The organism is Stappia sp. P2PMeth1 (assembly GCF_900185735.1).
In the GTDB taxonomy this organism is placed as follows: Bacteria; Pseudomonadota; Alphaproteobacteria; order Rhizobiales; family Stappiaceae; genus Stappia.
The window spans coordinates 1-24673 of record NZ_FYAW01000038.1 but is presented as its reverse complement, the minus strand read 5'-3'; the positions used below and the strand labels follow the sequence as shown (position 1 = coordinate 24673).

25 protein-coding genes and 1 pseudogene are annotated in these 24673 nt (G+C 59.4%); 7 read left to right on the top strand and 19 right to left on the bottom strand.

The window, feature by feature from the left end:
• Positions 1-6: 6 nt before the first annotated feature.
• The 12 genes from P2PM1_RS21485 to P2PM1_RS21430 all read right to left on the bottom strand — a co-directional run bounded on the left by P2PM1_RS21485 (position 7) and on the right by P2PM1_RS21430 (position 13122).
• Complete coding sequence (locus tag P2PM1_RS21485) at positions 7-1584, bottom strand: cytochrome ubiquinol oxidase subunit I (protein WP_186400479.1); 1578 nt, start codon at positions 1582-1584, stop codon at positions 7-9.
• Positions 1585-1605: 21 nt separating this feature from the next.
• Positions 1606-3297 (bottom strand): thiol reductant ABC exporter subunit CydC, encoded by a 1692-nt coding sequence (gene cydC, locus P2PM1_RS21480; RefSeq protein ID WP_186400478.1) that lies wholly within the window; start codon positions 3295-3297, stop codon positions 1606-1608.
• A complete protein-coding gene (gene cydD / locus P2PM1_RS21475; protein WP_186400477.1) occupies positions 3294-5027 on the bottom strand; it encodes a thiol reductant ABC exporter subunit CydD in 1734 nt (577 codons plus the stop codon). Before cydD ends, cydC begins: the two co-directional genes overlap by 4 nt.
• A gap of 13 nt (positions 5028-5040) precedes the next feature.
• The gene (locus P2PM1_RS21470) at positions 5041-5613 is read right to left on the bottom strand and encodes a GbsR/MarR family transcriptional regulator (protein ID WP_186400498.1); all 573 of its coding nucleotides are present in this window, start codon (positions 5611-5613) and stop codon (positions 5041-5043) included.
• Positions 5614-5845: 232 nt separating this feature from the next.
• Complete coding sequence (locus P2PM1_RS21465; protein WP_186400476.1) at positions 5846-6901, bottom strand: NAD(P)/FAD-dependent oxidoreductase; 1056 nt, start codon at positions 6899-6901, stop codon at positions 5846-5848.
• Positions 6901-7476 (bottom strand): L,D-transpeptidase, encoded by a 576-nt coding sequence (locus P2PM1_RS21460; RefSeq protein WP_186400475.1) that lies wholly within the window; start codon positions 7474-7476, stop codon positions 6901-6903. Before P2PM1_RS21460 ends, P2PM1_RS21465 begins: the two co-directional genes overlap by 1 nt.
• Positions 7460-8326, bottom strand: a complete 867-nt coding sequence (locus P2PM1_RS21455) for a peptidylprolyl isomerase (RefSeq protein ID WP_186400474.1) — start codon at positions 8324-8326, stop codon at positions 7460-7462. Before P2PM1_RS21455 ends, P2PM1_RS21460 begins: the two co-directional genes overlap by 17 nt.
• A 12-nt stretch (positions 8327-8338) precedes the next feature.
• The gene (locus P2PM1_RS21450) at positions 8339-8971 is read right to left on the bottom strand and encodes a DsbA family protein (RefSeq protein WP_186400473.1); all 633 of its coding nucleotides are present in this window, start codon (positions 8969-8971) and stop codon (positions 8339-8341) included.
• Between the two features lie 73 nt (positions 8972-9044).
• A complete protein-coding gene (locus P2PM1_RS21445) occupies positions 9045-9731 on the bottom strand; it encodes a L,D-transpeptidase (protein WP_186400497.1) in 687 nt (228 codons plus the stop codon).
• A gap of 483 nt (positions 9732-10214) precedes the next feature.
• Complete coding sequence (locus P2PM1_RS21440) at positions 10215-11222, bottom strand: murein L,D-transpeptidase family protein (protein WP_186400472.1); 1008 nt, start codon at positions 11220-11222, stop codon at positions 10215-10217.
• A gap of 588 nt (positions 11223-11810) precedes the next feature.
• Positions 11811-12461, bottom strand: a complete 651-nt coding sequence (locus tag P2PM1_RS21435; protein ID WP_186400471.1) for a transglutaminase-like cysteine peptidase — start codon at positions 12459-12461, stop codon at positions 11811-11813.
• A 151-nt stretch (positions 12462-12612) separates the two neighbouring features.
• A complete protein-coding gene (locus P2PM1_RS21430; RefSeq protein WP_186400470.1) occupies positions 12613-13122 on the bottom strand; it encodes a copper chaperone PCu(A)C in 510 nt (169 codons plus the stop codon).
• A 155-nt stretch (positions 13123-13277) separates the two neighbouring features.
• Here P2PM1_RS21430 and P2PM1_RS21425 point away from each other — a divergent pair, with 155 nt between their 5' ends.
• The gene (locus P2PM1_RS21425) at positions 13278-13691 is read left to right on the top strand and encodes a helix-turn-helix domain-containing protein (RefSeq protein WP_035029533.1); all 414 of its coding nucleotides are present in this window, start codon (positions 13278-13280) and stop codon (positions 13689-13691) included.
• A 3-nt stretch (positions 13692-13694) separates the two neighbouring features.
• Here the strand turns inward: P2PM1_RS21425 and P2PM1_RS21420 are convergent, their stop codons facing one another.
• Positions 13695-14192: a hypothetical protein gene (locus P2PM1_RS21420; RefSeq protein WP_186400469.1), complete on the bottom strand. Its 498-nt coding sequence runs from the start codon at positions 14190-14192 to the stop codon at positions 13695-13697.
• A 204-nt stretch (positions 14193-14396) separates the two neighbouring features.
• Between P2PM1_RS21420 and P2PM1_RS21415 the strand changes: the two genes are divergently transcribed.
• The 3 genes and pseudogenes from P2PM1_RS21415 to P2PM1_RS21405 form a co-directional block, all read left to right on the top strand.
• Positions 14397-14603 (top strand): heavy-metal-associated domain-containing protein, encoded by a 207-nt coding sequence (locus P2PM1_RS21415; protein ID WP_186400468.1) that lies wholly within the window; start codon positions 14397-14399, stop codon positions 14601-14603.
• Between the two features lie 100 nt (positions 14604-14703).
• A complete protein-coding gene (gene lspA, locus P2PM1_RS21410) occupies positions 14704-15177 on the top strand; it encodes a signal peptidase II (RefSeq protein WP_186400467.1) in 474 nt (157 codons plus the stop codon).
• Positions 15152-15542: pseudogene (locus P2PM1_RS21405) on the top strand (IS110 family transposase); the annotation flags it as partial. The gene lspA and the pseudogene P2PM1_RS21405, both read left to right, overlap by 26 nt.
• A gap of 40 nt (positions 15543-15582) precedes the next feature.
• On the opposite strand, the gene P2PM1_RS21400 reads toward P2PM1_RS21405, so the two are convergent.
• From P2PM1_RS21400 to P2PM1_RS21375, 6 genes are all read right to left on the bottom strand, one after another.
• Positions 15583-16326, bottom strand: a complete 744-nt coding sequence (locus P2PM1_RS21400) for a DsbA family protein (protein ID WP_186400466.1) — start codon at positions 16324-16326, stop codon at positions 15583-15585.
• Positions 16327-16347: 21 nt separating this feature from the next.
• The gene (locus P2PM1_RS21395) at positions 16348-16707 is read right to left on the bottom strand and encodes a zf-TFIIB domain-containing protein (RefSeq protein WP_186400465.1); all 360 of its coding nucleotides are present in this window, start codon (positions 16705-16707) and stop codon (positions 16348-16350) included.
• Between the two features lie 153 nt (positions 16708-16860).
• Positions 16861-17421, bottom strand: a complete 561-nt coding sequence (locus tag P2PM1_RS21390; RefSeq protein WP_186400464.1) for a manganese efflux pump MntP family protein — start codon at positions 17419-17421, stop codon at positions 16861-16863.
• Positions 17422-17724: 303 nt separating this feature from the next.
• Positions 17725-18345 (bottom strand): isoprenylcysteine carboxylmethyltransferase family protein, encoded by a 621-nt coding sequence (locus P2PM1_RS21385; protein ID WP_186400463.1) that lies wholly within the window; start codon positions 18343-18345, stop codon positions 17725-17727.
• 4 nt (positions 18346-18349) lie between these two features.
• Positions 18350-19501, bottom strand: a complete 1152-nt coding sequence (locus P2PM1_RS21380; protein ID WP_186400462.1) for a cell wall hydrolase — start codon at positions 19499-19501, stop codon at positions 18350-18352.
• A gap of 293 nt (positions 19502-19794) precedes the next feature.
• On the bottom strand, positions 19795-20727 hold the full coding sequence (locus tag P2PM1_RS21375) for an endonuclease/exonuclease/phosphatase family protein (protein WP_186400461.1): 933 nt from the start codon (positions 20725-20727) through the stop codon (positions 19795-19797).
• Between the two features lie 191 nt (positions 20728-20918).
• Between P2PM1_RS21375 and P2PM1_RS21370 the strand changes: the two genes are divergently transcribed.
• The 3 genes from P2PM1_RS21370 to P2PM1_RS21360 are packed head-to-tail and all read left to right on the top strand — an operon-like array spanning position 20919 to position 24328.
• The gene (locus P2PM1_RS21370) at positions 20919-23168 is read left to right on the top strand and encodes a heavy metal translocating P-type ATPase (RefSeq protein ID WP_186400460.1); all 2250 of its coding nucleotides are present in this window, start codon (positions 20919-20921) and stop codon (positions 23166-23168) included.
• A 13-nt stretch (positions 23169-23181) separates the two neighbouring features.
• Entirely contained in the window at positions 23182-23850 is a 669-nt protein-coding gene (locus P2PM1_RS21365; protein ID WP_186400459.1) for a class I SAM-dependent methyltransferase, read from the top strand.
• 22 nt (positions 23851-23872) lie between these two features.
• Positions 23873-24328, top strand: coding sequence for a pseudoazurin (locus P2PM1_RS21360; protein WP_186400458.1), 456 nt, complete (start codon positions 23873-23875; stop codon positions 24326-24328).
• Positions 24329-24673: the final 345 nt, after the last annotated feature.

The following is a 24673-nucleotide window of genomic DNA, read 5'->3' as shown; positions in this document are numbered from 1 at the left end:
GAGGGCCTACTCCGCGGGTTCGAGCGCTTCGGGGAGAAGTTTCTGTTCGGGTTCATGGTCTTCTTTCGGGCCTTTCCTGATCGCAGCGAGCATCAACGTTACCTCGACGATGAACAGCACCGTGTAGATGGCCGCGAAGCCGGCGATGGTGAACAGCACGGTGGTAGCTCCAAGATCGGAAACGGCGGCGGCGGTGGGCAGCACACCCTCGATCACCCAGGGCTGGCGACCGACCTCGGCGACGATCCAGCCGGCTTCAGCCGCAATCCACGGCAGCGGGATCGAAAACACCGCGAGCTTGAGCAACCACGGATAGCGTTCAAGCTGGTGGCGAGCCGACAGGTAGAAGAAGGTGGCAGTGAGGACGATGAAGAACATTCCGAGGCCAACCATGATCCGGAAGGACCAGAACAGCGTCGGCACGTTGGGCACGGTGTCCCATGCCGCCTGCGTGATCTGCTCGTCGCTCGCCTCGCGCGGATCGTCCAGATAGGGACGCAACAGGAGCGCATAACCGAGATAGCGTCCGGTATCCTCAAAGCGGGCGGCGACGTCGTCGGGGATGGCGGCGGTACTGCTGGCCGCACGGATCGACTGGAGTGCGTCGAAGGCGATGATACCCTGCCGGATGCGGGTCTCGGCTAGTTCAACCAGTTCGTGGATGCCGGGGATTTCGGCGGTGAGTGAGCGGGTGCCGATCAGGCCCATCACCCACGGCAATTGGACGGCGTAATGCGTCTTGCGCTCGGCCTGATCGGGCATACCGATGACGGTGAATGCGGCGGGCGCGGGTTCCGTATGCCACATTGCCTCGATCGCCGCGAGCTTCATCTTCTGATGCTCGGTGGAAAGGTAGCCGCTCTCGTCGCCCAGCACCACGACCGACAGGGACGCGGCGAGGCCAAACGAGGCCGCGACCGTCATCGAACGTTTGGCGAGCGCGATGTGCCTGCCCTTGAGCAGATACCAGGCCGACACGCCGAGCACGAAGATGGAGGCGACGACATAGCCGGCCGAGACCGTGTGGACGAACTTGGCCTGCGCGACGGGATTGAAGATGACCGCGTAGAAGTCGTCCACCTCCATGCGCATGGTCTGCGGGTTGAAGACGGAACCGACCGGGTTCTGCATCCAGCCATTGGCGATGAGAATCCACAAGGCCGAGAAGTTGGAGCCGAGCGCAACCGCCCATGTGGCGGCGAGGTGGCCGAGTTTCGACAGCTTGTCCCAGCCGAAAAAGAACAAGCCGACGAAGGTAGCCTCGAGGAAGAAGGCCATCAGCCCCTCGAGCGCCAGCGGCGCGCCGAAAATATCGCCGACATAGTGGCTGTAATAACTCCAGTTCATGCCGAACTGGAATTCCATGACGATGCCGGTGGCAACGCCGAGCACGAAGTTGATGCCGAAGAGCGTACCCCAGAACTTGGTCATCTGCCGCCAGATGTCACGGCCGGTCATGACGTAGACCGTTTCCATGATCGCCATCAGGATCGACAGGCCGATGGTGAGCGGCACGAAAAGGAAGTGGTACAGCGCGGTGATGGCGAATTGCAGCCGCGACAGGTCGACGATGTTCAGTTCCATTTCTGGCTCCGGTGGGTCATGTCAATCGGGCCTCAGCTGGCTGAGTTCCATGTCAAAGGCGGGTGTGCCGCAGGCAACGTCGGCGGCGATGCGGCCGTCACGCAGCACGAGGATACGGTCGGCAAGCGACGCCTCGCGGCGTGTGTGGGTGGCGACGACCAGGATGCGGCCGGTGGCGCGTTCATCGAGGCGCGCGACCACGTCACGTGCAGTGTTACCGTCGAGGCCTTCTGTCGGCTCATCGAGCAGCCAGAGGGCCGCATCGCGCAACAGCAGGCGAGCAAGCGCCAGACGGCGCGCCTGACCAGCGGAAAGCCCGGCACCGCCCTCGCCGAGTATCGTGTCGAGACCGCCGGGCAGAGATGCGACATAGCTTGCCAGACCCGCAGCTTCGAGCGCCGCTATCATTTCGGTATCGGATGCGCCGGGGCGGGCGAGCGCAAGATTGCCGCGCAGCGTGTCGCGGAAAAGCTCAGTGCGCTGGGTGAGCAGGCCACAGGGATGGACAGTGAGGTTGCCGCTTGAAGCGTTCAGTTCTCCGGCTAACAGCGACAGAAGCGTGGATTTGCCAACTCCGCTCGCACCCACCAGCGCGATGCGTTCGCCGGGGCGGATGACGACGGAAATGTCGGACAGGACCGAACGCGCCGCGCCGGGATGGCCGACGCTTACAGACTCCAGCCTGATCGCCATGCCATGTGCTGCGGAACGGCGGAGCTTAGGTGGGTCTGAGCGGTTCGTCAGGCGCGGGCCGAGGCGCGTTGCCGCCTGAAGTGTGCGGCCGAACTCGACCGCGCCGCGGCGCAGGAGCGCAAAGGGGTCCAGGCTGGCAAGCGCCAGCAGCACGGCAAAAGTGGCGATTGGTGCGCCGATGGTGCCGGCTTCGGCAAGGTAGGCGGCTGCAAGCAGGACGCCGGCGAGCAGGGCTGCAGATAGAATGCCGAGACTGAAGCCCGCACCGGCCTCGGCACGATTAAGCGCGCGGTCGGCCTGGGCCAGACGAATGTCTGCGGCTTCGATGGCACGAACCTGCGCGCCAAGACGATTCGTCATGGCAAGATCGGCCTGTCCCCGCACGAGGTCGATGGAGCGCGACCGCAAGGCCTCTAACGCGTGGGCGCGGCGGCGGGCGAATGCTGCAGCGCGGCGAGAGGCGAGAAACGGAATGCCAAGGCCCGCGGCCAGCAGGACGATGGCGGAGGAAAGGCCGAGCAAGGGGTGGACGAAAGCGAGCGCGGCTGCGACGGCCAGGGCTGCGCCGGTTGCCACAAGCACGGGCGCCAGCACCCGCAGGTAAAGCGAATCGAGGGCGTCGATATCGATGGTGAGCCGAAACAGGAGCCGTGACGGGTTGGCGGCCAGACCGCGTGCTGCGTCGGCACGGGCGAACCCGCGAAACACGTGCTCGCGCAGGTGAGCCAGCACGCCTAGCGTGGCGTCGTGGGTGACAAGCCTTTCGCCGTAGCGCGAGGCGGTGCGGCCTATGGCAAGAAGGCGGATGCCGGCGGACGGCATGAACACGTCGAAAGTGAGCGCCGTGACGAGCGTGAGGCCTGCGATCGACGTTGCGGCGATGAACCAGCCGGACAGCCCAAGCAAAGCAATGCCGGCAAGTGCTGTGGTGAAAGACAGCAGGGTACCATAGACGAGCATGCGGCGGTCACCGGCCCAGAACAGGGCGAGCACCGGGCGTAGGGCGGAGAGACGGCTCATGCCAGAACCTCAAGCTGCGCCGGAGCGGGCAGCATGACCACGCGGTCCATGCGGGCCGCAAGCGCGGGATCGTGGGTGGCGACGACCAGTGTTGTCCCTTCCGCGATGGCCAGCAGGCGGTCGGTAATTTCAGCGGCTGTGACAGAATCGAGATGGGCGGTCGGTTCGTCCACAAGGATCAGGCCGGGCCGGATGCCCACAGCCGCACGCGCCAGCGCCAGCCGCAGAGTCTCGCCGCCCGACAGGCCGGCTCCGTTCTCGCCGATCATCGCATGGCCACGTTGCGCGGCAAGGTGTGCGATATGGGCGGCTTCCATGGCGCGGGCGACGTCCCCCGTGCCGATGCCTGGCCGCCCGAGTGTGATGTTGCTGCGGAGCGTACCGGAAAAGATATGCGGGGGCTGGCCGAGCCATGCGATGCGAGCACGCAGGTGGGCGGCACTGGCATGGTTCATCGGTTCGCCGCCAAGCCGGACGATACCGGTATCGGGCGACGAAAGGCCCGCAACAAGCGCCAGCAAGGTGGATTTTCCGCCGCCGCTAGGGGCCATCACCGCGACATGTTCGCCGGGGTGGATGGATAGGGCGAAATCGCTGAAGGTCGCGGTCGCCGATTCGGCATGGCGGAAGGTGAGGCCGTCGATCCACACCGAAAGCGCACCGGATACTTCGACGGCTGTACTTTCCAGACCGCCGACGATTTTCGTTCCGCCCCGCGTAATGCGGTCGAGCGCCTCCAGTCCGGCCTGCCCGGCGGCGCGGTCGTGCCAGACGGACGAGAGATCACGTAGCGGCTCGAAGAAAGCGGGCGCGAGCAGCAGGACAAAGAGACCCTGCGCCAGCGTCAGCTTTCCGCCCCAAGCACCAAAGTTCAGTTCTCCCAGGAAATGAAACCCGACATAGACCGCCACCAGCGCCACACCCAGGGCGGCGAACAGTTCCAGTACGGCCGACGACAGGAAGGCGATACGCAACACCGCCATGGTGGAGGTTCGCAGTTCTTCTGCGTTTGCGCGCAGCCGGAGGGCGGTACTATCCACCGCATCGAAGGCGCGGATGGTGGCGAGTCCACGCAGCCGATCGAGAAGGAAGGCGTTCATGTTACCCATACGGGTAAGCTGCCTTTCGCTGGCCGCTTTCGCCTGCCAGCCGATCAGCGCCATAAAGATGGGTATGACGGGCGCTGCCATCAGCAAGGCGAGGGCGGCGACCCACGAAAAGACGAATACGAAGCCTAGAATGATCGGCGGAACGACCGCAGCGCGGGTGCGCAGCGGCAGAAACCGCGCGAGCCAGGGTACGATGTCGTCGGCCTGCTCAGTGAGCGTGCTGGCGACGAGGCCGGAGGAAGGCCGGGACGCATCAAGCGGAGAATGGGTTGCAACGGCGGCGGCGGCATTGGCGCGCAAGGCGGAAAGGCGGACGCGGGCATCGTCCCAGGCGCGAGTCGTGCCGGCACGGTCGAGACCCGCGCGCAGAATTCCGAGCAGAAAGATGCAGAAAGCAGGCAGGATCGCCGCCTGCGCGGGCGCGCCATCGGCGATGTTGCCAATGGCGAAGGCGATGGCTGCCGCCTGCGGTATCCACAGAAGCGAGGCGGATATCTGAAGGGCAGCGGCAAAACGGGGTAGGCCGGGCCTCGTCGTCGACGTAGCAGGAGCGGCTGCGCGGACAGACGGATCACCGGCATCAGTAGCGGCGCGCGCCGTGGTTGTGACCTGCGCGCTCATGGTCCCGAACCGCTCATGAGCGGTCCGCTTTCCTGCGCCCGCGTCCTATCGAGATGATCCTGTCCCGTGCGTCCAGAAGCCGCGTGACCTTCGATCCGAGCGACAGGAGTGACGCAAGCCGCCCGGTATCGAGTTTCTTGACGTCGTCGTACCAGTTGGTCACCTGTTCGATCAGACCGTGCATCTCCGAAAGGCGCGCGCGGGCATAGCGCTCGTCGTCATTGGCAGGTTCAAGCATCAGGAGGTCGCGCAACACCGACAGGGTCGGATCGACCTCGCGCTTCTTGCGCTCCTCGGCGAGCGTGCGGAAAATCTGCCAGACATCGTCGGGGGCGGTGAAAAAATCACGCCGGTCGCCGGGGACATGCTTCAGGATGACGAGATTCCACGCCTGAAGCTCGCGCAGGCTCATCGAGACGTTGGACCGCGAAATGCCGAGCGCCTCGACGATGGCGTCGGCGCAGAGTGGTTTCGGCGAGACGTAGAGCAGTGCATAGATCTGCCCGACGGTGCGGTTGATGCCCCAGCGGTTGCCCATTTCGCCGAAATGCAAGACGAAGGCCTGAATGGTCGGGGAGAGGTTCATTGTGTGCAACTTCATGAATTTCAGAAATTTCTGAAAATAGTGTAAGTTGACATACGAAGCGGATCAACCGCCAAGCGGACGCGCGAGGCGGTTTGTCACGGGGGCGGCGCTATGCTGATGTTTTGGAAAGCTTCGGCCTCGAAACCGTGGTGTCGTGTGGCATGCACGCTGTCACCAAACCCTTCTTGTCCTATACTGGACGACGACTACGTCATGAAACGACGAGCCGTCGCTACGCCTGCACGTGATCAGTTCTCAATTTCCTGACCACTGACGCGGCATCGGGGCCTGCACCCATGATCAGAGCGGAAGAGCGATTGCGCTGCCATGGCCTCCCCAGGAAGTAGAGGCCCTTAACCGGAGAGACGCCTTCTGAGTGGACGAAACCGGTCTTGGCATCCACTGCGTCTTTGATGTCCACCCATTCGGTTTCGTCGCGATAGCCAACAGCCCAGATCACCGTGCGGACCTGAGCGAGTTTGCCGTCTGAAAACTTCACGACATCTGCTTCAGCCCCCACGAGCCGGCTCATGAGCTGGATACCACGTCTCTGCAATGCCTCGCCCCGTATATCCCTGTCGGGGAAAGCATCGGTTTTTCTGACTATGCGGCCGCGGAAAGACGTTGCCGGTGCTTCTAATGCGCCAATAAGGCTGAGCCACCACCAGATCGACTTTCCTAGAATGTGTTCCGGCAGAAGCTTTCGCGATTTGCCGCCGGAGAGCAAGACTGGCTGGCGTTTCCTGGCTTCGATCGCTATGTCGCGTCCGCTTGCTCCATCTCCGACTACCAGAACGGGCCCATCGGGCAACTGGTTGCAGTTGCGGAATGTTGCTGCCGTCAACTGCAGGACCTCGTAACCAAATTCCGCTGAGATGGGGGGAACGATTGGAACCTGAAATGCTCCGGTGGCGATAATGACATCGGTTGCGGCGATGATCTCGCCATTTGAGAGCGTCGCTTCGAAACCGTCCGTAGACCGGGTCAGACGCGTTACCAGTGACCCAAGCTTGACCGGAAGCGCAAAGCGCCGGGCATATGCTTCCAGATACTCGGCGAACTCGTCGCGACTGGCGTAGCCGTCCCGGTTGCCTGGGATTTGCATTCCCGGTAACGCACTGAACTGACGGGTGGTGAACAGTGTGAGGCTGTCATATCGGTTACGCCAGACATCGCCGATGCGGTTGCTTTCCTCCACGATGATGAAGGGAAGGCTTGCTCCGCGCAGGTGGTAGCCGGCGGCAAGGCCGGCCTGCCCCGCCCCGATGACGAGGATATTCCGGTTCATCACACCACCACGACGCGTGTCCCGATCGGCGTTAACTCATAGAGTTCCCGGACGTGATCATTGACCATGCGGATGCATCCGTTCGACACCGCCTTGCCGATCGTCCATGGCTCGTTGGTGCCATGGATGCGGTAGTAGGTGTCTCGTCCGTTTCGATAGAGGTAGAGCGCGCGCGCGCCGAGGGGATTGTTCGGGCCGCCCGCAACGCCGCCTGCATGTTTGGCATAGCGTTGCGGGTCTCGCTTGATCATGTTGGGTGTCGGGCGCCACGAGGGCCACTTGGCCTTGCGCTCGATAATTGCGCTGCCCTTGAACGCCAGCCCGGCCTTGCCGACCCCTATCCCGTAGCGGCGTGCCAGCGTCGGACTTTCCAGGAGGTAAAGAAACCGCTCACGCGGCGCGACGATGATGGTGCCGACAGGCTCAGTGAAATTGTGTCTGACCCGTTGGGGCAGAAATCGCTGCTCGATTTTGACAGGTCGAGCGTTGGCGAAAGCGCTGACCGGCGTGAGGGAAGCGGCCGCCGCAACCAGAAGACCGAAGCCGAACGCCCGACGATCAATGGTCATGGCCATCATCCTCCTGCGGAGGCACGACATCCGGAACTAGCTTCTCAACGCTGGCTGTGGCCCGCAACTCACTCGAAATGCGACGTTCTTCGGCGGTCGTCAGAGATTGACGGATTTGCGGCTCGACCAGCTCAAATGCAGGCGGTGGCCTGTCGCGGCTTTCCTCGAGCTGGATGACGTGAAACCCAAAAGCGGACCGCACGGGCTCCTTGGTGTAGTCGCCCGCCTCAAGCCCCGTGGCCGCCTTGTCGACTTCAGGAATTGTTTGCCCTTCAGCAACGAAGCCCAAATCCCCGCCGTTCACCTTCGACACGGCATCAAGCGAGCGTTCGGCTGCAAGTTCGGCGAACGAGCCACCCTTCCCGAGAGCCGTAATGATCTCCTTTGCCTCGTCTTCCGATGCCACGAGGATATGACGCAGACGCCGCTCGGAAACTACCGGTATCGAACCGACCTGTCGGTCGTAGATCTGACGAATAGCGTCGTCGGTAACGGCCTCAGCGGCCTTCTGCTCCATGAAGATGGCCCGCAGCGTCTGCTGTTCGAAGAATTGCAGCTGCCGCTTGTAGTCGTCGCGGTCTTCGATACCTGCACTCTTCGCGGCATCGGAGATGATCCGCATTTCGATCAGCGTATCGACAATAACGGAAAGCCTGGCATCGGCCGGCATGGTTCCAAGTTGTGGACCATACATTTCCTCAGCGACGGCGACATCTGCACGCGTGATGTCACTACCATTCACGCGGGCGACAACCTCGTCTGACTGTGCAAATGCAGAACCGGATGCCGTGGTCATCAGAAGGGCCAAGGCGAGCCGGCGCAGACTTTTCGACGGCGTGGAATATAAGATTGTCATCTGATGGCGCCCCTACTGATCCGAGGCTGCAAGCAGCGGATCGATGGTTTCGCTGAACTGTGCAACGCTCAGCGCACCCTTATACATTTGCCCATTGATGAAGAACGTAGGCGTGGAATCGACCCCGAAACCGCGCCCGGTTTCGGCTACTGCCTGCACCTGCTGCATCAGTTCTTCATTCTGAAGGCACGCTTCGAACGCGGCTTCGTCCATACCGGTCATGCCCATGACCGACTTCATTGCGCCCGTGCCGTCCGAGGTGCGGGCCCATGTTTCCTGGGTCCGATAAAGCAGATCGAGGGTTGGATACCACTTCTCGTCTCCCGCGCAGCGCGCAAGCATGAAGCCGGCAGTAGAGCGCGGGTCGAACGGGAACTCGCGCATGATGAAGCGGACCTTGCCAGCATCGACATATTTCTCCTTTAGGCCGGGCCAGACGTTGACATGGAACGTCCGGCAATGCGGACAGGTCAGGGACGCGTACTCGATGATTGTCACCGGCGCATCGTCTGGACCGAACACCTTGTCTGGTAGCGCGCCGGGCGCGAGGAGCTCTTGCTCGGTTGGTTGTGCAAAGGCTGATGACGATAGTGCGCAAGCCACGGTCGTGGCTGACGCACCGATAAGAAATGTGCGACGTTTCATGAGTTGATCCTTTCGACAACGGGAGGCTACAAGCTCTGCCCGCTAGAGGTTCAAGTGATTTTTCGTGCTAACGCTATGCGGTCGAACCGCCCCGAACGATCACGGGTGCCGGCGTCGAAACACGATTGTAGAGGTCGATGATGTCCTGGTTGATCAGTCGGACGCATCCGCTCGATACCGCTTTGCCGATGGTCCAGTATTCTGGCGAGCCGTGAATTCGGTAAAGTGTGTCCACACCATCCTGGAAAATATAGAGTGCGCGTGCACCGAGCGGATTGTTAAGCCCTGGATCCATGCCGCCATTGGCTGCGCTGTATTTCTCCAGCTCAGGTTGTCGCGCAATCATTTCCTCCGGAGGAGTCCACCGCGGCCAACGCCGTTTGTATTGAACGACGCCAACACCCGACCAAGTGAATCCCTGACGTCCCAGCCCCACGCCATAACGCATTGCCTTCCCGTCGGGCAGCACCAGATAGAGATGGAATGCCGACGTATCGACCACAATCGTCCCTGGCCGCTCGCCTGTCGGATCATTGACAAGCTGGCGATAGAAGCGCCGCTTAACTTTGCTGAGATCGACGGCAGGGATCGGGTAGTCTTCTTCCGGTATTGCCCGGTACATTTGTGCATAGCCAGCATCGACGGCAGGTTTGCCTGGATCCGGACTGACGGGCGCATCTTCGGTTGTCGCGCATCCCGGCAAGGCTGCGGTTGCTGTTGCGGCCGTAGCCACAGTGAGAAATTTGCGGCGTGACAGCATCCCGCCTGGATAATTCGAGCTCAAAGCTTCGCTCCTGATAGCTGGTGATATCGCCTCGATTTGCGGGCGTACTGAAGGGCGAAGTGCGATACTGCTCGACAGGCAATGATGAACCCGCGCGCGTATTCACACTCGTTGCACCTTGCTATCGGGGAGGGCGCAGTAAGCGAGAGAGGCTGGCTGAAGCTATATTGAACTGGCCGAAGGTCCTGGTCGGTTCACCAGGGGACGGATCTGAAGGACGCTCAGTGCAGGCCATCAGATTGGAACAATGATCGTGACAGGATGCGCGCAAGTGCTCCGGTAGGGAATTGTTGTCGCCGATGGCAGAAATTATCGAACTGACTTCTGTATCCGTGAGGACATCCGCTGAAACCAGGTGGGGACTGTCTGTCACCGGCGCAGCGATGGACGCTGCAGCGCTCAAATGCAGGGCCAACAACAGGGCGACCAGCAGTGACAGAAAACCACGCAACATGTCCGTTACTCGTCCGGAGAATGCGGGTCCGCGAGCGCTGCGTCGGGCCGGCTGACGGGCACAGAAGACCGCGGCGATGTTCGCTTCGCAAGCGCATCCTGACCATTCCGTTTCAGTAGCCTGCGAAAGCTCGGATGCATCCCACCGTCTACGTAAGAATGAGCAGACAGCGCACTCCCGCTCGAAACCAGCAAGTCTGCCTGTCGTAAATCGGTTTGCGTACGACCGGCTATCGCCGGATGAGACTGGTTGACGGCCGGTGGACAGGCGGCAAGCGGATTGCGCGGCTCGCCGGCCTCAAACTCTGTGTCCACAACATAACGGCCGCCGCAATGCGAAATCCTGGGCTGGCGACGCGTTACCTCGAAGCTGTCGTAGCCGCGCTTCAGGTCGGTCCAGAACGCAAAGTTGGGATCATCGCGATGCTTCGCCATATTTTGCGGCGTCATGCGGAAGGGAAAAGCCTGAACCTGAAAGGACTGTTGGCTGCCCTTCAAAGCCTCGCGCGCGACGGCATAGATCTCGGCGACCCCATCATCCGTTAGCGCATAGCATCCCGAGGAGGTGCAGGCGCCGTGCACCATTAGGGCGTCACCCGAATACCCCAGTGCCGCTTCAAGCCGGTTCGGATAGCCGAGATTGAAAGACAGATAATATTGGGAGGTGGGGTTCAGCATTCCCGCATTGACGTGGTAAAAGCCTTCCGGTGCCTGACGGTCACCTTCGCGGGTCTTCGGGCCGAGTTTCCCGGACCATCGGCACATTGGGTATGTTTTCAGGAGAGCATATTTGCCGGTGCGATCCTGCTTCCATATTTCCAGCTCGCTCTCCTGTTTGAAAATGCGAACAAGGATCGGCGAAGAGGGAGACATCGACTTTCTCGACATCTCGGCGACCAGCAAGGCCGGAATAGGTTGGGAAGCCTTGTTGTCGACATCCAGTACACTCGAGACGCAACCGCTGAGCGAAATGGCAAGAAGGCCGACGGAAATTGCTTTTAACGCGTAGAACATGAAACAGAACCAGATCCGAGCCTCGGAGCGGCGGAGAACACCATCCTTATTCTGTTGCTAGCATAGTTAACGACCGGTTGCGTCTGACGAATTCGGGAGCGACACATCACCGCATCGACCCTCCTGTTGCTCGCGTCAGTTGGGGTTTAAAGGGAGTAATCCTGCTTGCGGGCCTGAAGATAATTTAGAACGGTGACGAGATTGGACCATCTGACTAGTGCAGAAACGCTGCGAATCACACGCCGCCGATCAAAAATGAACATGGTCGTGCTTCTGGGGCTCGTCCTTTTCATTGCCGCGGTGTTCAGCTTCAGCCTGTATCATATTCAGGCTGAAACGCGCCTTCCTGCAGCGGTATCGACGCCAGGATAACATCTGTATCACCCAGGCTTGAATGGCCGATTCCATTCTGCCGTGAAACAATGGACCGCAGTCTCGGGAGACAGCGGTCCAGTTCATGTCGCTTATCATATTTTCCTTCGTCGCCGCGGGTGCGGCCGCCTACTCCATTCTGACGCTGGTTTTCGCGCTGGTATGTCTGGGCCTCGGCCATAACACCATGGAGATGATCTACGGAGGCTTCGCGGTTTACCTGTTCACGGTCGTGGCAGCGGTTGAAGGCGCATGGTTGTTGCCGGAAGATATAAGAAATTCTTCGTCGGTGCGCAGACTTACCCACTGGTTGAGGTTCCGCTGGGACTGGCGCTTCAGGAAGTAAATCTTCGCATCGCTCCAGAGCAGTACTTTCTGTTCGAGATTGTCCAGGATGAAATCACCCAGAGATGTCACGACCGTGAGTACCGCATGGCCACCACCTTTGGCATCTCGTGCGGTGGTGAGCAGCAGTGCGCCCAGCGGATAGCCGATTTCGTTTAGGCGCTGGCGTTTGAGAAGTGCGTAATCTTCGCAATCTGCTGCACTCGTCGGGTATTCCCAGAACTCCTCAACGCCGTAGATTTCCATATCTGTCAAGGCGGGAATGCTATTCACTTCAGTATTGACGCGGACGATGTCGCTCCATGCGGAGCGTGTGAGTTCGACCATCGTTCCTCCCGCCCGGCGCGCACATCGATCCTCGTAACGCTTACAATAATCATAATAGCCATACGGCATTGAGGTCGTCCCGAACGTCCGCATGTTGGGACGATCGGCTTGTGTTGGGTTGTAATGCGCCGCACTTGCCATCGCTGCCGAGCAAAGCATGAGAAAGGCAATTGCCGTGCCCCAGATAGTCCTCATTGTCCTGTCTCCCCAACTGTTGATGGAGAGAACCTACACGGCACCAGGAAAAATCAAATAAAATCAATATGATAAATTAAAATCAAATACCTCGAAAATCTGCCTGTGTTATTTAGTCTTGTGTTTACCGACCGGCTTGGGTCATCGAGTGTCACTCGGACGGAGTATCTTGTTCGCCATGACGGTGGTGGGTCAGTTCGCTCCTATCCTGCACAATTTTTGCGTTTACCGTGATGGAGCCGCTGCGTTCGAACCGTAATGTGAGCGGCATGGTGTTCGGCTGAAGCGGATTGGCGACAAATCCGTCAAGCGCCAGATGAACTCCCGGTTCCACCATCTTGAGCTCGGCGTGGGCAGGAATCGTCAGGACGCTATTCATTCGCTCACGACGGCCGAAGGTATTTCTGAAGACCGTGACGCCGGTAAAGCTGTCGCTTTCAACACCGATCAGGTTTTCTGACGAGGTCGTCCCGTTCCATATTGTCAGATATATCGTCCGCAACGACGTATTTGAAGAAGAGATGAGCACCTCGGCATGCTCGATCTGGAGCATTTTCGCCGAATTCTCGTGCGAGACTTGGATTTCCCGTGCGCTGCTTTCAACGGTGATGCTGGGCACCGCGACCACGGCCAAGAGGAGAAGATGTAATGTTGGCTTCATGAGTCTCTGTCCGAATGACGTTCACGATACAGGTGCGGGCTGAGTGAAAGTGATCACAAATTGTTCAACTGGGAGGACCATTTGTCGTGTTGCAGGAAGATAGGGATAGCATGACTCTGGAGGGAGAAAGAAACTTGGAGCAAGGAGTGTTAGCGTTGTTGACGATCGGGGAGCTGTCGAAGCAGACCGGGGTAAAGGTGCCTACTATACGGTACTACGAGGAAATGGGCTTGATGAAACCCGCAGACCGGACGGAGGGCAACCAGCGCCGGTTCGAAACGTCGGACCGGGAGCGCCTCGCGTTCATCAAGCATGCGCGCGACCTCGGCTTTACTATTGAGGCTATCCGCGAACTCCTCGATCTTAGCGCTCATCCGGAACGCCCGTGCAAGGATGCCGACCAGATTGCCGCACGCCAGCTGAAGATGGTTCGTGACAAGATCGGCCGACTTCAGCAGCTCGAGCGCGAACTCACCCGGATGGTCGGCACCTGTCACGACGGCCATATGAAGGATTGCTACGTCATCAGATCGCTCGCCAATCACGATCTCTGCATGACCGAACACTGACGGTCAGATTTGCGTGCCCGCATCGAAGCTGCAGTAATAGGTAGTGCGGTCCGTTTCGGCGGCGATCGTGGGAACGTCATGTAGCGTCACGGAAAGCACTGAGCCGTCGCGGCTCTGCTCGATCCATCCGCTTACGACTTGGGCCGGATGATCGTCGGGCACCAGCTCAAACGTCGTCTTGTCGCCTCTCGTTTGCGGATTGCGAAGCTCTCCGGTGTCGTAGTCGCCTTCGGCCGAAAATGTCGTTTCCATCCTGGTTTTACTCAGGAACAGGTAGAACTCCATCTCCGAGCCGAAAGGCGCGCGTCCCCAGTACCATGCTTCTGCCTTTTCGACGGAGGGTCGCACGCGCGCGGATAGACTGCGACAATCGGCTCCGCTGGGGGCCGTGTTGCCGGGATAGAGCAAGAAGACGCCGGTCGGCATGGCTATCGCCGCGCCTTCCGCCACAAGGACGATAGCAATACCGGCCAACTGAGATCGAAGCCGCAGAGAGAGCATGAGAATGTTCCTGACCGTCTAGATTACACCCGCATATCGCCCGAAGGCAGGGAAAGACGAGAAAAGCTTGAAAACGCCAATTCTCCAGAGGCGTCAAGTCAGGCAGAAAATCTGAGGTATGGCTATTGACCCTCTAGCTACCAGAGATGCCAGCTTGGTCACCATTCTCATACAGAGGAAATATCAGTGACAGCGGGAGTATCAATGATCATTGAATTCAAGATTGAGGGCATGGATTGCGCACGCTGTGTCGACAAGATCGAGTCAGCAGTGCGCGCACTGCCTGGCGTTGAGGCTGCCAAGGTTTCGCTCATCGACAATAGTGCGCTTGTCAAGCTCAATCCCTCGAAGACATCGCAGGACGCTGTCTTCAAGGCGGTGGAGGGCTTGGGTTACAACGTATCGCGATGAGCACGCTTGAACTTGTGAGCAGCCGCATGGAAAGCGCCCCCCAACATCAAGGAGGCCACGCATCATTCGCGAACTCAGCCGAAGGAGAAACGATTTAGGTATGATCCGCCTTGGCCTTCTTGCAGCGGTTTCGTGGTTTGTCGTCGACCAAGCTACGAAATGGTGGATCGTGAACCATATTATGGTCCCGCCGCGCGTCATTCCCGTCACCGACTTTTTCAACATCATCCTGGGACGAAATACGGGTGTGAGCTTTGGGCTTCTTGGCGGCATGTCGCAATGGTTGTTGGTCGCCCTCGCTTCGGCTGTGCTCGTTATGCTCCTGATCTGGATGTCGCAAGCGACGTCGCGCATAGTCGAGTTTGCCTTGGGTTTAATCGCGGGCGGAGCGATTGGAAACATGGTCGACCGACTGCGCCTTGGCGGAGTAACGGACTTTCTGGATCTCTACCTTGGTGAATGGCACTGGCCAGCTTTTAACATGGCAGATGTCGGCATCGTGTGCGGCGCAGGGCTCCTTCTCGCCGAGAGCGTCATTTTCGGAAAGGCGCAAGCTTCAGGCGATAGGACATGATGTCCGGCTGATGCCGCCGTCCTATGTGAAGCCTTACATGAAGCGCGGGAGGACAAACGCCGCGGATGCGGCCGCCATCTGTGATGGCCGTAACGCGTCCCTCGATGCGGTTTGTCGCCATCAAGAGCGAAGCCTTCTCATCGGTTCTGGTTCTTCACCTTCTTCACCGCACGTGAAACTTTCTGGTTCGCCAACGCGCGCAGATCGGCAACGCGATCCGCGCCCACATGACGGAGTTCGGTATCATAGCGGCGAAGGGCGTACAGAACGTCGATCGATTGGAGGAGCAACTGGATCGGCTGCCGGAAATGGCCCGGAAGCCCGTGAACCTGCTTTTCGATCAGTTCGCCGAGACGGATACCAAGTTTGCCGTCCAAAGAGGCAGAGGATTGGTCTTCGGAGAGCTCATTTCGGGCGGACCGCTTCGATTGCATCGGCAAGCGGTTCCTTTCCAACGGCGCCTTCGATGATTTGATCTCCGACGACGAACGAGGGCGTTCCTGTCAGGCCGAGCCGCTGTGCCAGCGCGAGGTTTGCCGCGATGATTGCCTCGACCGCCGGAGTAGCCATTTCTTCCGACAGCTTCTTGCGGTCGAGTCCCATCTCTTCGGTAAGATCCAAAGCCCGGCTAGCGTTTATCTGTCCTTGCATTTCCATCAATCTGACATGGAAATCACGCGCAACGGCGTCGCCGGCAACGCGCTTCACGGACAGAGCCACTTTCGCGGCCTCGACCGAGCCCGGCCCAAGAATGGGAAAATCCTTCAAGACGATCCGCAGCTTGGGATCCTCGGCGACAAGCGCCTTGACGTCAGGCGCCGCCCGCTTGCAATAACCGCAGTTGAAGTCGAAGAATTCGACGAGCGTAGCATCCCCGTCCGGGTTTCCCAAGATCACATCGTCGCTCGCTCGGAGCAACGCATCAGTCTCGGCCACTATCGCTTGTGACCTAGCCTCGGCCTGAGCTGCTTGGTTCCGCTTCTCAAGCTCCGTAAGTGCTTCCTCGATGATCTCCGGGTTTTGCATGATGTATTCGCGGACGATCTTCTCGACCTCCACGCGATCGATCGATTGGGCATAGGCCGGCGAGGCCGTTGTCAACACGGCAATGGCGTACCACCTTAGCCGACCAATGCGCGCAGCTTTCATCGTTCCGCTCCTGGCGGGGTGTCAGTCGAACAATCGGCCGAGGAAAGAACCGTGCCCTCGACCATGGTGTCCGCCATGACGATCATGGTCGCGATAGTCGCGGCGGTGATCTTCGCGGCAGTCATTCGATGTATTGCGTGACGACACTTGCATTCGTCCGCTACCAGATTGCCTCTGGGCGTACTGCACCTCTTCCGCAGCGCTCCGTTCGATTATCTTGTCGAGTTCGCCGCGATCCAGCCACACGCCGCGACATTTCGGGCAGTAGTCGATTTCGATACCCTGACGCTCGCTCATAACGAGGTCGACCCTGCAATGTGGACAAAGAGTCCCGGTGGCTTTGGCGCCCGATCCTAGCGAGTTGAGAAGCGTTCCTGACATAGCGATATCCAACCTATTTGAGTAAACCAATGCACCCCGCTAACGGAAAGGTAGGACCTCGAGCAGGTTGAGGTTCAAGTGTTCAAATGTCGCAGCTCCCTTTGGAAAGCGACGCCGCAAAACTATTGCGCGGCCACGATTTCAAGCATCTTTTTACACCGGCGACATGTGTTCGAGCAGGATCATCGTCCCCAAGCCGCAAAGTGCAAGACCTGCAATCAGTTCGGCCAGCCTGCCGAGGCGATGGCCTATCAGCCTCCCGACAAGGATGCCGCCCGAGGACATCACGAAGGTGGTAAACCCTATTGCTATCGCGACGATGACGATGTTGACCTGAAGAAACGCGAGAGAGATACCCACCGCCATGGCGTCGATGCTGGTTCCCACCGCCGTCGCCATCAGGGCGGTGAGCGATCTTCCCTTGGACGGGTTATCCGTAGAGCCCCAGATTGCCGCGTAGAGCATATGAATGCCGACGCCCGCGAGGAGGGCGAAGGCGATCCAATGATCGACAGCCTGGACAAAGCGGCTGGCTGCAACGCCGGCGATCCAACCGAGAATGGGCGTTGTCGCCTCGACAATGCCGAAGATCAAACCTGTTCGCAACGCATCTCTCAGGGGCGGCGAGCCGATGGCGGCCCCTCGTCCAACAGAGACTGCAAAGGCATCGATGGACATACTCAGGGCGAGTACGGCAATGGTGAAGGGCGACATTGGACAGTGATCCCGACGGACATCTACCGGGCGCCAACCCCTGCTCGTCCGCATAGGAGCAGTGGCGCCACAGTCTCGTCGGGCCGTTAAATCGGCTGACCGCGCCATGCGCATGTGCGCAAGCCTGTTGACACGGCCCCGCGCGGGCGCGGTGACTACTCCCTGATTGGCCGGGAGATAGGAACACGGATCTAAAAAGTCAAATTAATTCAGCTAGATGGGCAATTGATACTCATTTGCATCTAGCCGGACTTAGCGTGAAGCGTGGCACCGCCGACGCAGCACTACATGGAGCGGGCCAGCCTACAATGGGAGTTGCCAGCCAGAGATAACCGCCGCTTGGCGCAGTTCTTCAAGAACTTCAATTCCGACGATGGCGACAAGGAACCACATGACTTCCGTCAACGAGCGTACAAATGCCCGAGAGTGGACAACGACAGTGTCTTCGCTTTCCGGCAAATCGAGGCGAGGAAAGAAGCGAGGAACTCTCGCCATGTATAGCATGTAGTCCGGCCCAAAGAGGGATAGCAGCCGCTTTTCCTCATTCCTGATTACCGGTCGATAGTAAACCAGGAATGCGATCGCGCTTATGATCATCAAGACAATGTTTTGAGCCGCAAGGCAGACGCCGACGAGACCGAGAAAGGAGAAGAAATAGAGAGGATTGCGGGTAAGGGAATACGGACCGCTTTGGCAGAGATCCAGATCCTTCCGGCCTCCGATATATAGAGTGCACCAGAGCCTTCCGAGAACGGCAGCAAACACCAGGAAGAATCCGAGAAACTCAATCAGGCTGTAGCCCAGCGTTTCAAAGCCTTCCGGCTGCGTTGCGATCAGCATCGCCAGCCAGGCTGGTGCCACCAGCCACGTTACAAAAATCCTCTTGCGCTCGACTGGGGATTTCGTACCAATTGTCCCTAACAATGATCTAACTCCACCCCCCGCCGAATGTGCGGTAAAAAATATGTGAACCGATCTGGGTCATACGCTCCATGGAGCGAGCCCAACGCGGGCTGACGTAGGTGGCGTTGTAATGGGTCGATGACGCCACTTCGGGTAAGAATATCTTCCCACCGGTAACTGCCATGGCCACGTCCTTTGCCAGACGATACGCGCGTCGATCTGTAATGACATCCGGAACGCCGTCGCAGGCAAAGGAAAACTGGCATTTGTTGATCCAGTTGTCATTTTGATAAACTACGTCACAGACGCTTGCTGGATATGCAGGATTGCGCACCCGATTGAGAATGACTTGCGCGACCGCGGCCTGCCCCCTCACCTCCTCGCCCCGAGCCTCGAAATAAATTGCGGTAGCAAGGCACTTTTGCTCGGCTGTCGAGAAGACGGATCCCGGTAGAGGCTGCTTCATCCAATCGTGGTCACCTTCCACCGTGGGCGGAACGAAGCGACCGGCCATCTCGTCGGGGCCGAGCAAAGCCACGAAGGCATTGGAAGACGCATGGAATTCATCCTTTGGGGCGTAGGCCGTGGCCAGGATGTCGGCGCCATCGTTATTGACCAGATCGGCGAGCGCCGCCGGTACACCGGCCAGACGGTCGTCTGCTGGGCTATGAAACGTAGACAGGCCCGCCACCATTTCGGGATCTGCCTGTTTTGAAAAGCCCCGCAGAAAGTATGACGCGTCGGTCCCCGACGAAAGTAGCCGCGAAGCCAACGCCTGCTCTCCAACAGGGGGCTCCAGGTTTTTCCGATACGCTACGCTGACCAGACGTGGTTTCTTCGCTTCTTCAACCACCCGCTGGGGCGTGAAAGAAACCTCTCGATCCGCCCGCAGATTGACCCGTTGACCGCCGAGCACCAGATCCAGGTTTTCGTCATCGCCAGGAATAGCGGCACTGGGCAGCCGGAGCTCCTTCAGATGAGAGCAGATGTCGGCCTGCTCGACATATACCGCCCAGCGATTCGGCCCGGGAGCGATTCCCAACTCGGATTTGGTGCCCTGGATCCCCGTGGGCGATGCGAAGCCGAACACGAACCAACTTGCGCAAAGAATCGCAAGCACACGCCGATGGCCGTTCGATGATTGTCGTTCGAAAGTAGCTTTCGGTTTGGACCGCAATATCTCATTCTCCGGATGCCCCACGCAGAAGGAGAATCGATTGTTAACCTTGATGGAAAGTTAACACTACTGCGACTGCACGTCGCAATGTCACGGCTGGCTTATCCAGGCTCCCATTGAACCTCATGTCGCTTGGTCGCGCTTCCGGGCTTTAGCTACCTGGTCTTGCTCTGGTTCGTGCGGGGTCTTGGCTATTCAAGGCGCAGACGCCTTCCGGCCGGCTGCTGCGGCGACCTCGGGATTGGTCGCATGACGTGGTTTTCCCAGCATATGATCGGAGGCAAACGTATCCTTCAAGGCAGGGAAAGACGCGCGATAACCGGAAGATGGTTGGATTGAAAGCGCGGTCCGAGACCTAGGCTGGTAAGCCCCATATTCGGCGAGATGACGATCCTGTCGATCGGCGTGCCCAGGGTAGGCATGTTGCCGAAGCGGGTGCTGAATCGCGTGGGTGACGGCCACCACGCCGATTCCGTAGTTCGGTAGCCAGTTTCTGCAAGAAAGTCCTGAAAGAAGGGCGACCAAGGCGGCATATTCCAGTCTCCAGCGATGACCACGGCTGCATCGCCATCTTCCTGCAGAATCGCTTGTGACAGATCGCGATAATACGCTGCTCGCTCTCGCCACATCGATGGTCTCCGTGGTGTCTGGGCGTGAATAGCATAGAGAATGACCTGCCTGTCTTCGATCAGGAGCTCGAGCCTGAGAGGGTGCCGGCCTCCCGTGTCGCGGCTTGCTTGGGAAACGACCTGTTCGCTGATGATCGGAAAGCGGCTGAACACCTTCATGTCAGTGTTAGCCCGCAGATCCCGGCTGCTTTCAAAGCGCCATAATCCGCTTTTGACCAGTGCATCCTGCCAGACGGGGCGCATTTCCTGTAGCACGACGATATCACTTGAAGCGACTTCCGGAATGGAGAGAAATGGCTGGGGATCGCGATTGTCCGAGAGGACATTGGCCGAAATAATCGTGAACTGGCTGCCACCGCCTCCGGTGGCAGGGGTAGGCAGGAAGACGAATGGAAGAATGGCGGCAAAAAGTGAGATCACAGCGCCGGCTCGCGTAAGCCGGGATCGCGGCACGAGACTGATTGCAAACAGCGCTATTCCAGCAGCGAGAAGGTGCGGGCGAATGAAGTTCGCCATGTCGGCTGCCCACAAGTCGCGGGCAAGAAGGTGCGAACCGAACTGGGCCGCAATATAGAAAAGCTGCACGATGGTGATCAATGGAACGCTAAAGTCGGCCAGATGTCGACGGCGAGGAAAAGACAACACGACACCGCGCTTTCATAAAATTGTCAGCCAGTTCATGGACCTGCCCGGAAAAGTCAACAAGCCACACCAAATCTATAATCGTGCTTGACCCTCTAGCCACCTGAGGTTTTATAGCTTTGCTCCTGTATGACAGGAGGCCGGCCATGAGTGCTGATGGACGCCAGACCCGGTTCCGGGTCGAAGGCATGGATTGCGCAAGCTGCGCCACCAAGATCGACACTGCGGTACGTCGTCTCGACAACGTCGCAGACGTCAAGGTTTCGGTTGTCGCCGGGACAATGACCGTTACCCATGGCGAACGTGTTGACATCGATGCACTCGCCAAAAAGGTTGGGAGCCTCGGCTACAAGACGACCCCGATTGCAGCAAAAGATGTTCCTGTCGCAGAGGAAGGCACAGGTCATCGTCACGGTCCCAGTTGCAACCACGGTCATGCTGAGGGAGCCCACAATCATTCTAGCGAGAAGACCGGCCAAACCGATACCTTGGCGGGCCTGCATGGGCACGATCACGGACCTTCCGACGGACCGTGGTGGAAAACCTCTAAGGCGCGACTGACCATACTGTGCGGTGCCGCACTGGCGATCGCTTTCGGCCTTGCACAGATCTATCCCCAGACGCAGCCTTGGGGCTTCATCGTCGCCATGGCCGTCGGGCTCATCCCCATCGCCCGCCGGGCCATCTTCGGAGCAATGAACGGCAGCCCGTTCACCATTGAGATGTTGATGACGGTAGCTGCGGTCGGCGCAGTGATCATCAATGCTTCCGAGGAGGCGGCGGTCGTCGTTTTCCTGTTCCTCGTGGGCGAACTTCTCGAAGGCATTGCAACCGGGCGCGCGAGAGCATCCATTCGTGCTCTCGCGACATTGATGCCCAAGACGGCGCTGCTGGAGTTAGACGGGACGACGAAGACCGTCCCGGCCGAGAGCCTTGCGGTCGACGCTATCGTGATGGTGCGTCCCGGTGATCGTGTGCCGGCAGACGGTGTGGTGTTGTCAGGTGAGAGCGCTGTCGACGAAGCGCCGGTGACGGGCGAGTCGGTGCCCAAACGCAAGGAAGAAGGCGACAACGTATTCGCCGGCACCGTCAACCAGGAAGGTGTGCTTCGGGTAAGGGTGACGGCTGCTGCCGCCGACAATACGATTGCGCGGATCATTACCCTCGTCGAGGAAGCTCAGGAGTCCAAGGCCCCAACCGAGCGCTTCATCGACCGCTTCTCCAGGTACTACACGCCCGGCGTGATGGTGGTGGCTGCGCTGATTGCGATCATTCCGCCGTTGGTGGCGGGCGCGGAATGGGGCACGTGGATCTATCGCGGCCTTGCCGTCCTGCTGATCGGTTGTCCGTGCGCGCTGGTCATCTCGACGCCAGCGGCAATCGCCGCCGCCCTCTCGGCGGGCGCGCGACGCGGTTTGCTGATGAAGGGCGGTTCGGTGTTGGAAAATCTCGGCAAGGTGAACCGCGTCGCCTTCGACAAGACGGGAACCCTTACGGAAGGCAAGCCGAAGGTAACTGACATCGTTGGTGTCGCGCGAGACGAACGCGAGACGTTGCGCCTCGCTGCCGCTCTCGAAGTCGGCTCCAGCCATCCGCTTGCCGTGGCGATTCTTGCGAGGGCGGAAAGCGAGGGCGTTCCCCTGATGGCCGCGTCCGAGGCTGGCGCGGTCGGCGGCAAAGGTGTGGTCGGAACGCTCGATGGTGTGAAGCTGTTTCTCGCGTCACCGCGCGCTGCTAGGGAAGAGGTTCAGATTGACGAGACGCTTTCTGCCCGCATCGCTGCGCTCAACGATGAAGGCAAGACGGTTTCAGTGCTTCTTGCCGGCAAGGAGATCGCCGGTCTGGTCGCCATGCGTGACGAGCCGCGCGAGGACGCAAAGGAGGGCATCGCGCTTCTTCGCGAACTGGGCGCGGACTCTGTCATGCTCACGGGTGACAACACCCGCACCGCGAAAGCCATCGCCACTTCGCTCGGAATGGAAGCCCGCGCCGAGTTGATGCCGCAGGACAAGCAGAGGATGATCAGGGAAATGCGGCAGGAAGGCCGCTTCGTCGCGAAGGTCGGCGACGGCATCAACGATGCGCCCGCGCTTGCCGCCGCCGACATCGGCATTGCCATGGGCGGTGGAACCGACGTCGCGCTCGAAACGGCGGATGCTGCGATCTTACATGGCCGGGTGAAGGACGTCGCGAACATGGTTTCCCTGTCGCGGCTGACGATGAACAACATCTGGCAGAACATCGTCATCTCGCTTGGGCTGAAAGCCGTGTTCCTCGTAACGACCGTTCTCGGGATTACGGGGCTCTGGCCTGCGATCCTTGCCGATACCGGCGCGACCGTTCTCGTCACCGCCAATGCGATGCGCCTTCTCGCATGGCGAGGCATCCGTACCTAGGGAGCGCCCGGTAGTGGTTCAGACGCCGCAGCATCTGACGTTTCTTTGCCAGTGGATCGCCAACCCGCTGATGGTGGGCGCGGTCCTGCCTTCAGGAGCTGCGTTGGCCCGGTTGATGACAAAGGCCGTCGATCACACCACAGGACAAGTTCTTGAGCTCGGCCCGGGAACAGGCGTCTTCACCGGTGCGCTTCTGGCGCGGGGACTTGCCGAGGAGCAACTGACACTGGTCGAACTGGATGACAGCTTCGCAGAGCTTCTTACCAACCGCTTCCCCGGTGCGCGGATCGTCCGGGGCAGCGCTGCCCGCCTGTCGGCGGCAGGGATTGGCAAGGCTGCCAGATATGATGCCATCATCAGCGGACTCCCGCTTCTGTCGATGTCAACCCGGACCGTGTATCGTATCATCCGGGGCGTAGCGCTCAGGCTTGAGCCGGGCAGCAGTCTGTTTCAATTCACCTATGGCATGCGGTGTCCGGTCCCGGACGCCATCCTTCATAGAGCCGGATTGGACGCAGTATTGCTCGGAACCGTGTTCCGGAACATGCCGCCCGCATCGGTCTACCGGATATCGCATTCGCGATCGCGAACGCCGGCTGAACGGGCCCCGCCTGCACGACAGGCGGAAGATCGAAATAACCTGACCATGACGAGTCAGGAAGGGGAACCGGTTCATCGGTAACAACAACATTAAGGAGTTTGATATGTTCACAAGACGCGAGATGCTCGCCGGTGCGACCGCACTGACAGTCGTCTCTGTATTGCCTGCGCGCGCGCAGACTGGAACCAATCATGAGGTCCAGATGCTGAACAAGGGAACGAAGGGCGTGATGGTCTATGAACCGGACTTCGTTACGGCAGCGATCGGCGATACCGTTACGTTCATTCCAACCGACAAGTCCCACAATGCCGAAAGCATTAAGGGTATGCTGCCCGAAGGCGCGGAACCCTTCAAGGGCAAACTCAATGAAGAGATTACCATCACCATAGAGAAAGAAGGCGTCTACGGCGTGAAATGTACGCCTCACTACGGCATGGGAATGGTGATGCTTATTGCCGTAGGCGCGCCAGGTAACATGGAAGAAGCTCGGGCTGTCAAGCATCCACCGAAAGCAAAGAAGCTCTTTGACGAGCTTCTGGATGCCGTTCCGGCCGCCTGAGTTTGGACGTCGGACCAAAACCGGATGGTAGCGCCAGCCCTAGGAGACGCGAGGTGCTGCCATCCCGGTGCAGGACAGATCTGATCTGCAGGCATGAGAGCCGCGGTTCTCGGCACCTGTTATCGTATCGTTTGATGTGTGGAATAACCCGAAAGCTCAATGCGGCTTGTCATATCGACAAAGCCGCCCGATTCGTTTAGCGATTCAATCATGCAGCTTGGTCTGCCCCCAAAGGGTGGTCCAGTTTTAGTCTTAGTGCATGATCGGCTTTTCGGCTATTGCCTGGGCAGATGGAGGTGCCGATCCGGGCGGTGGCGCGGGCCAGATAATAGCCTCCGGTGCTGG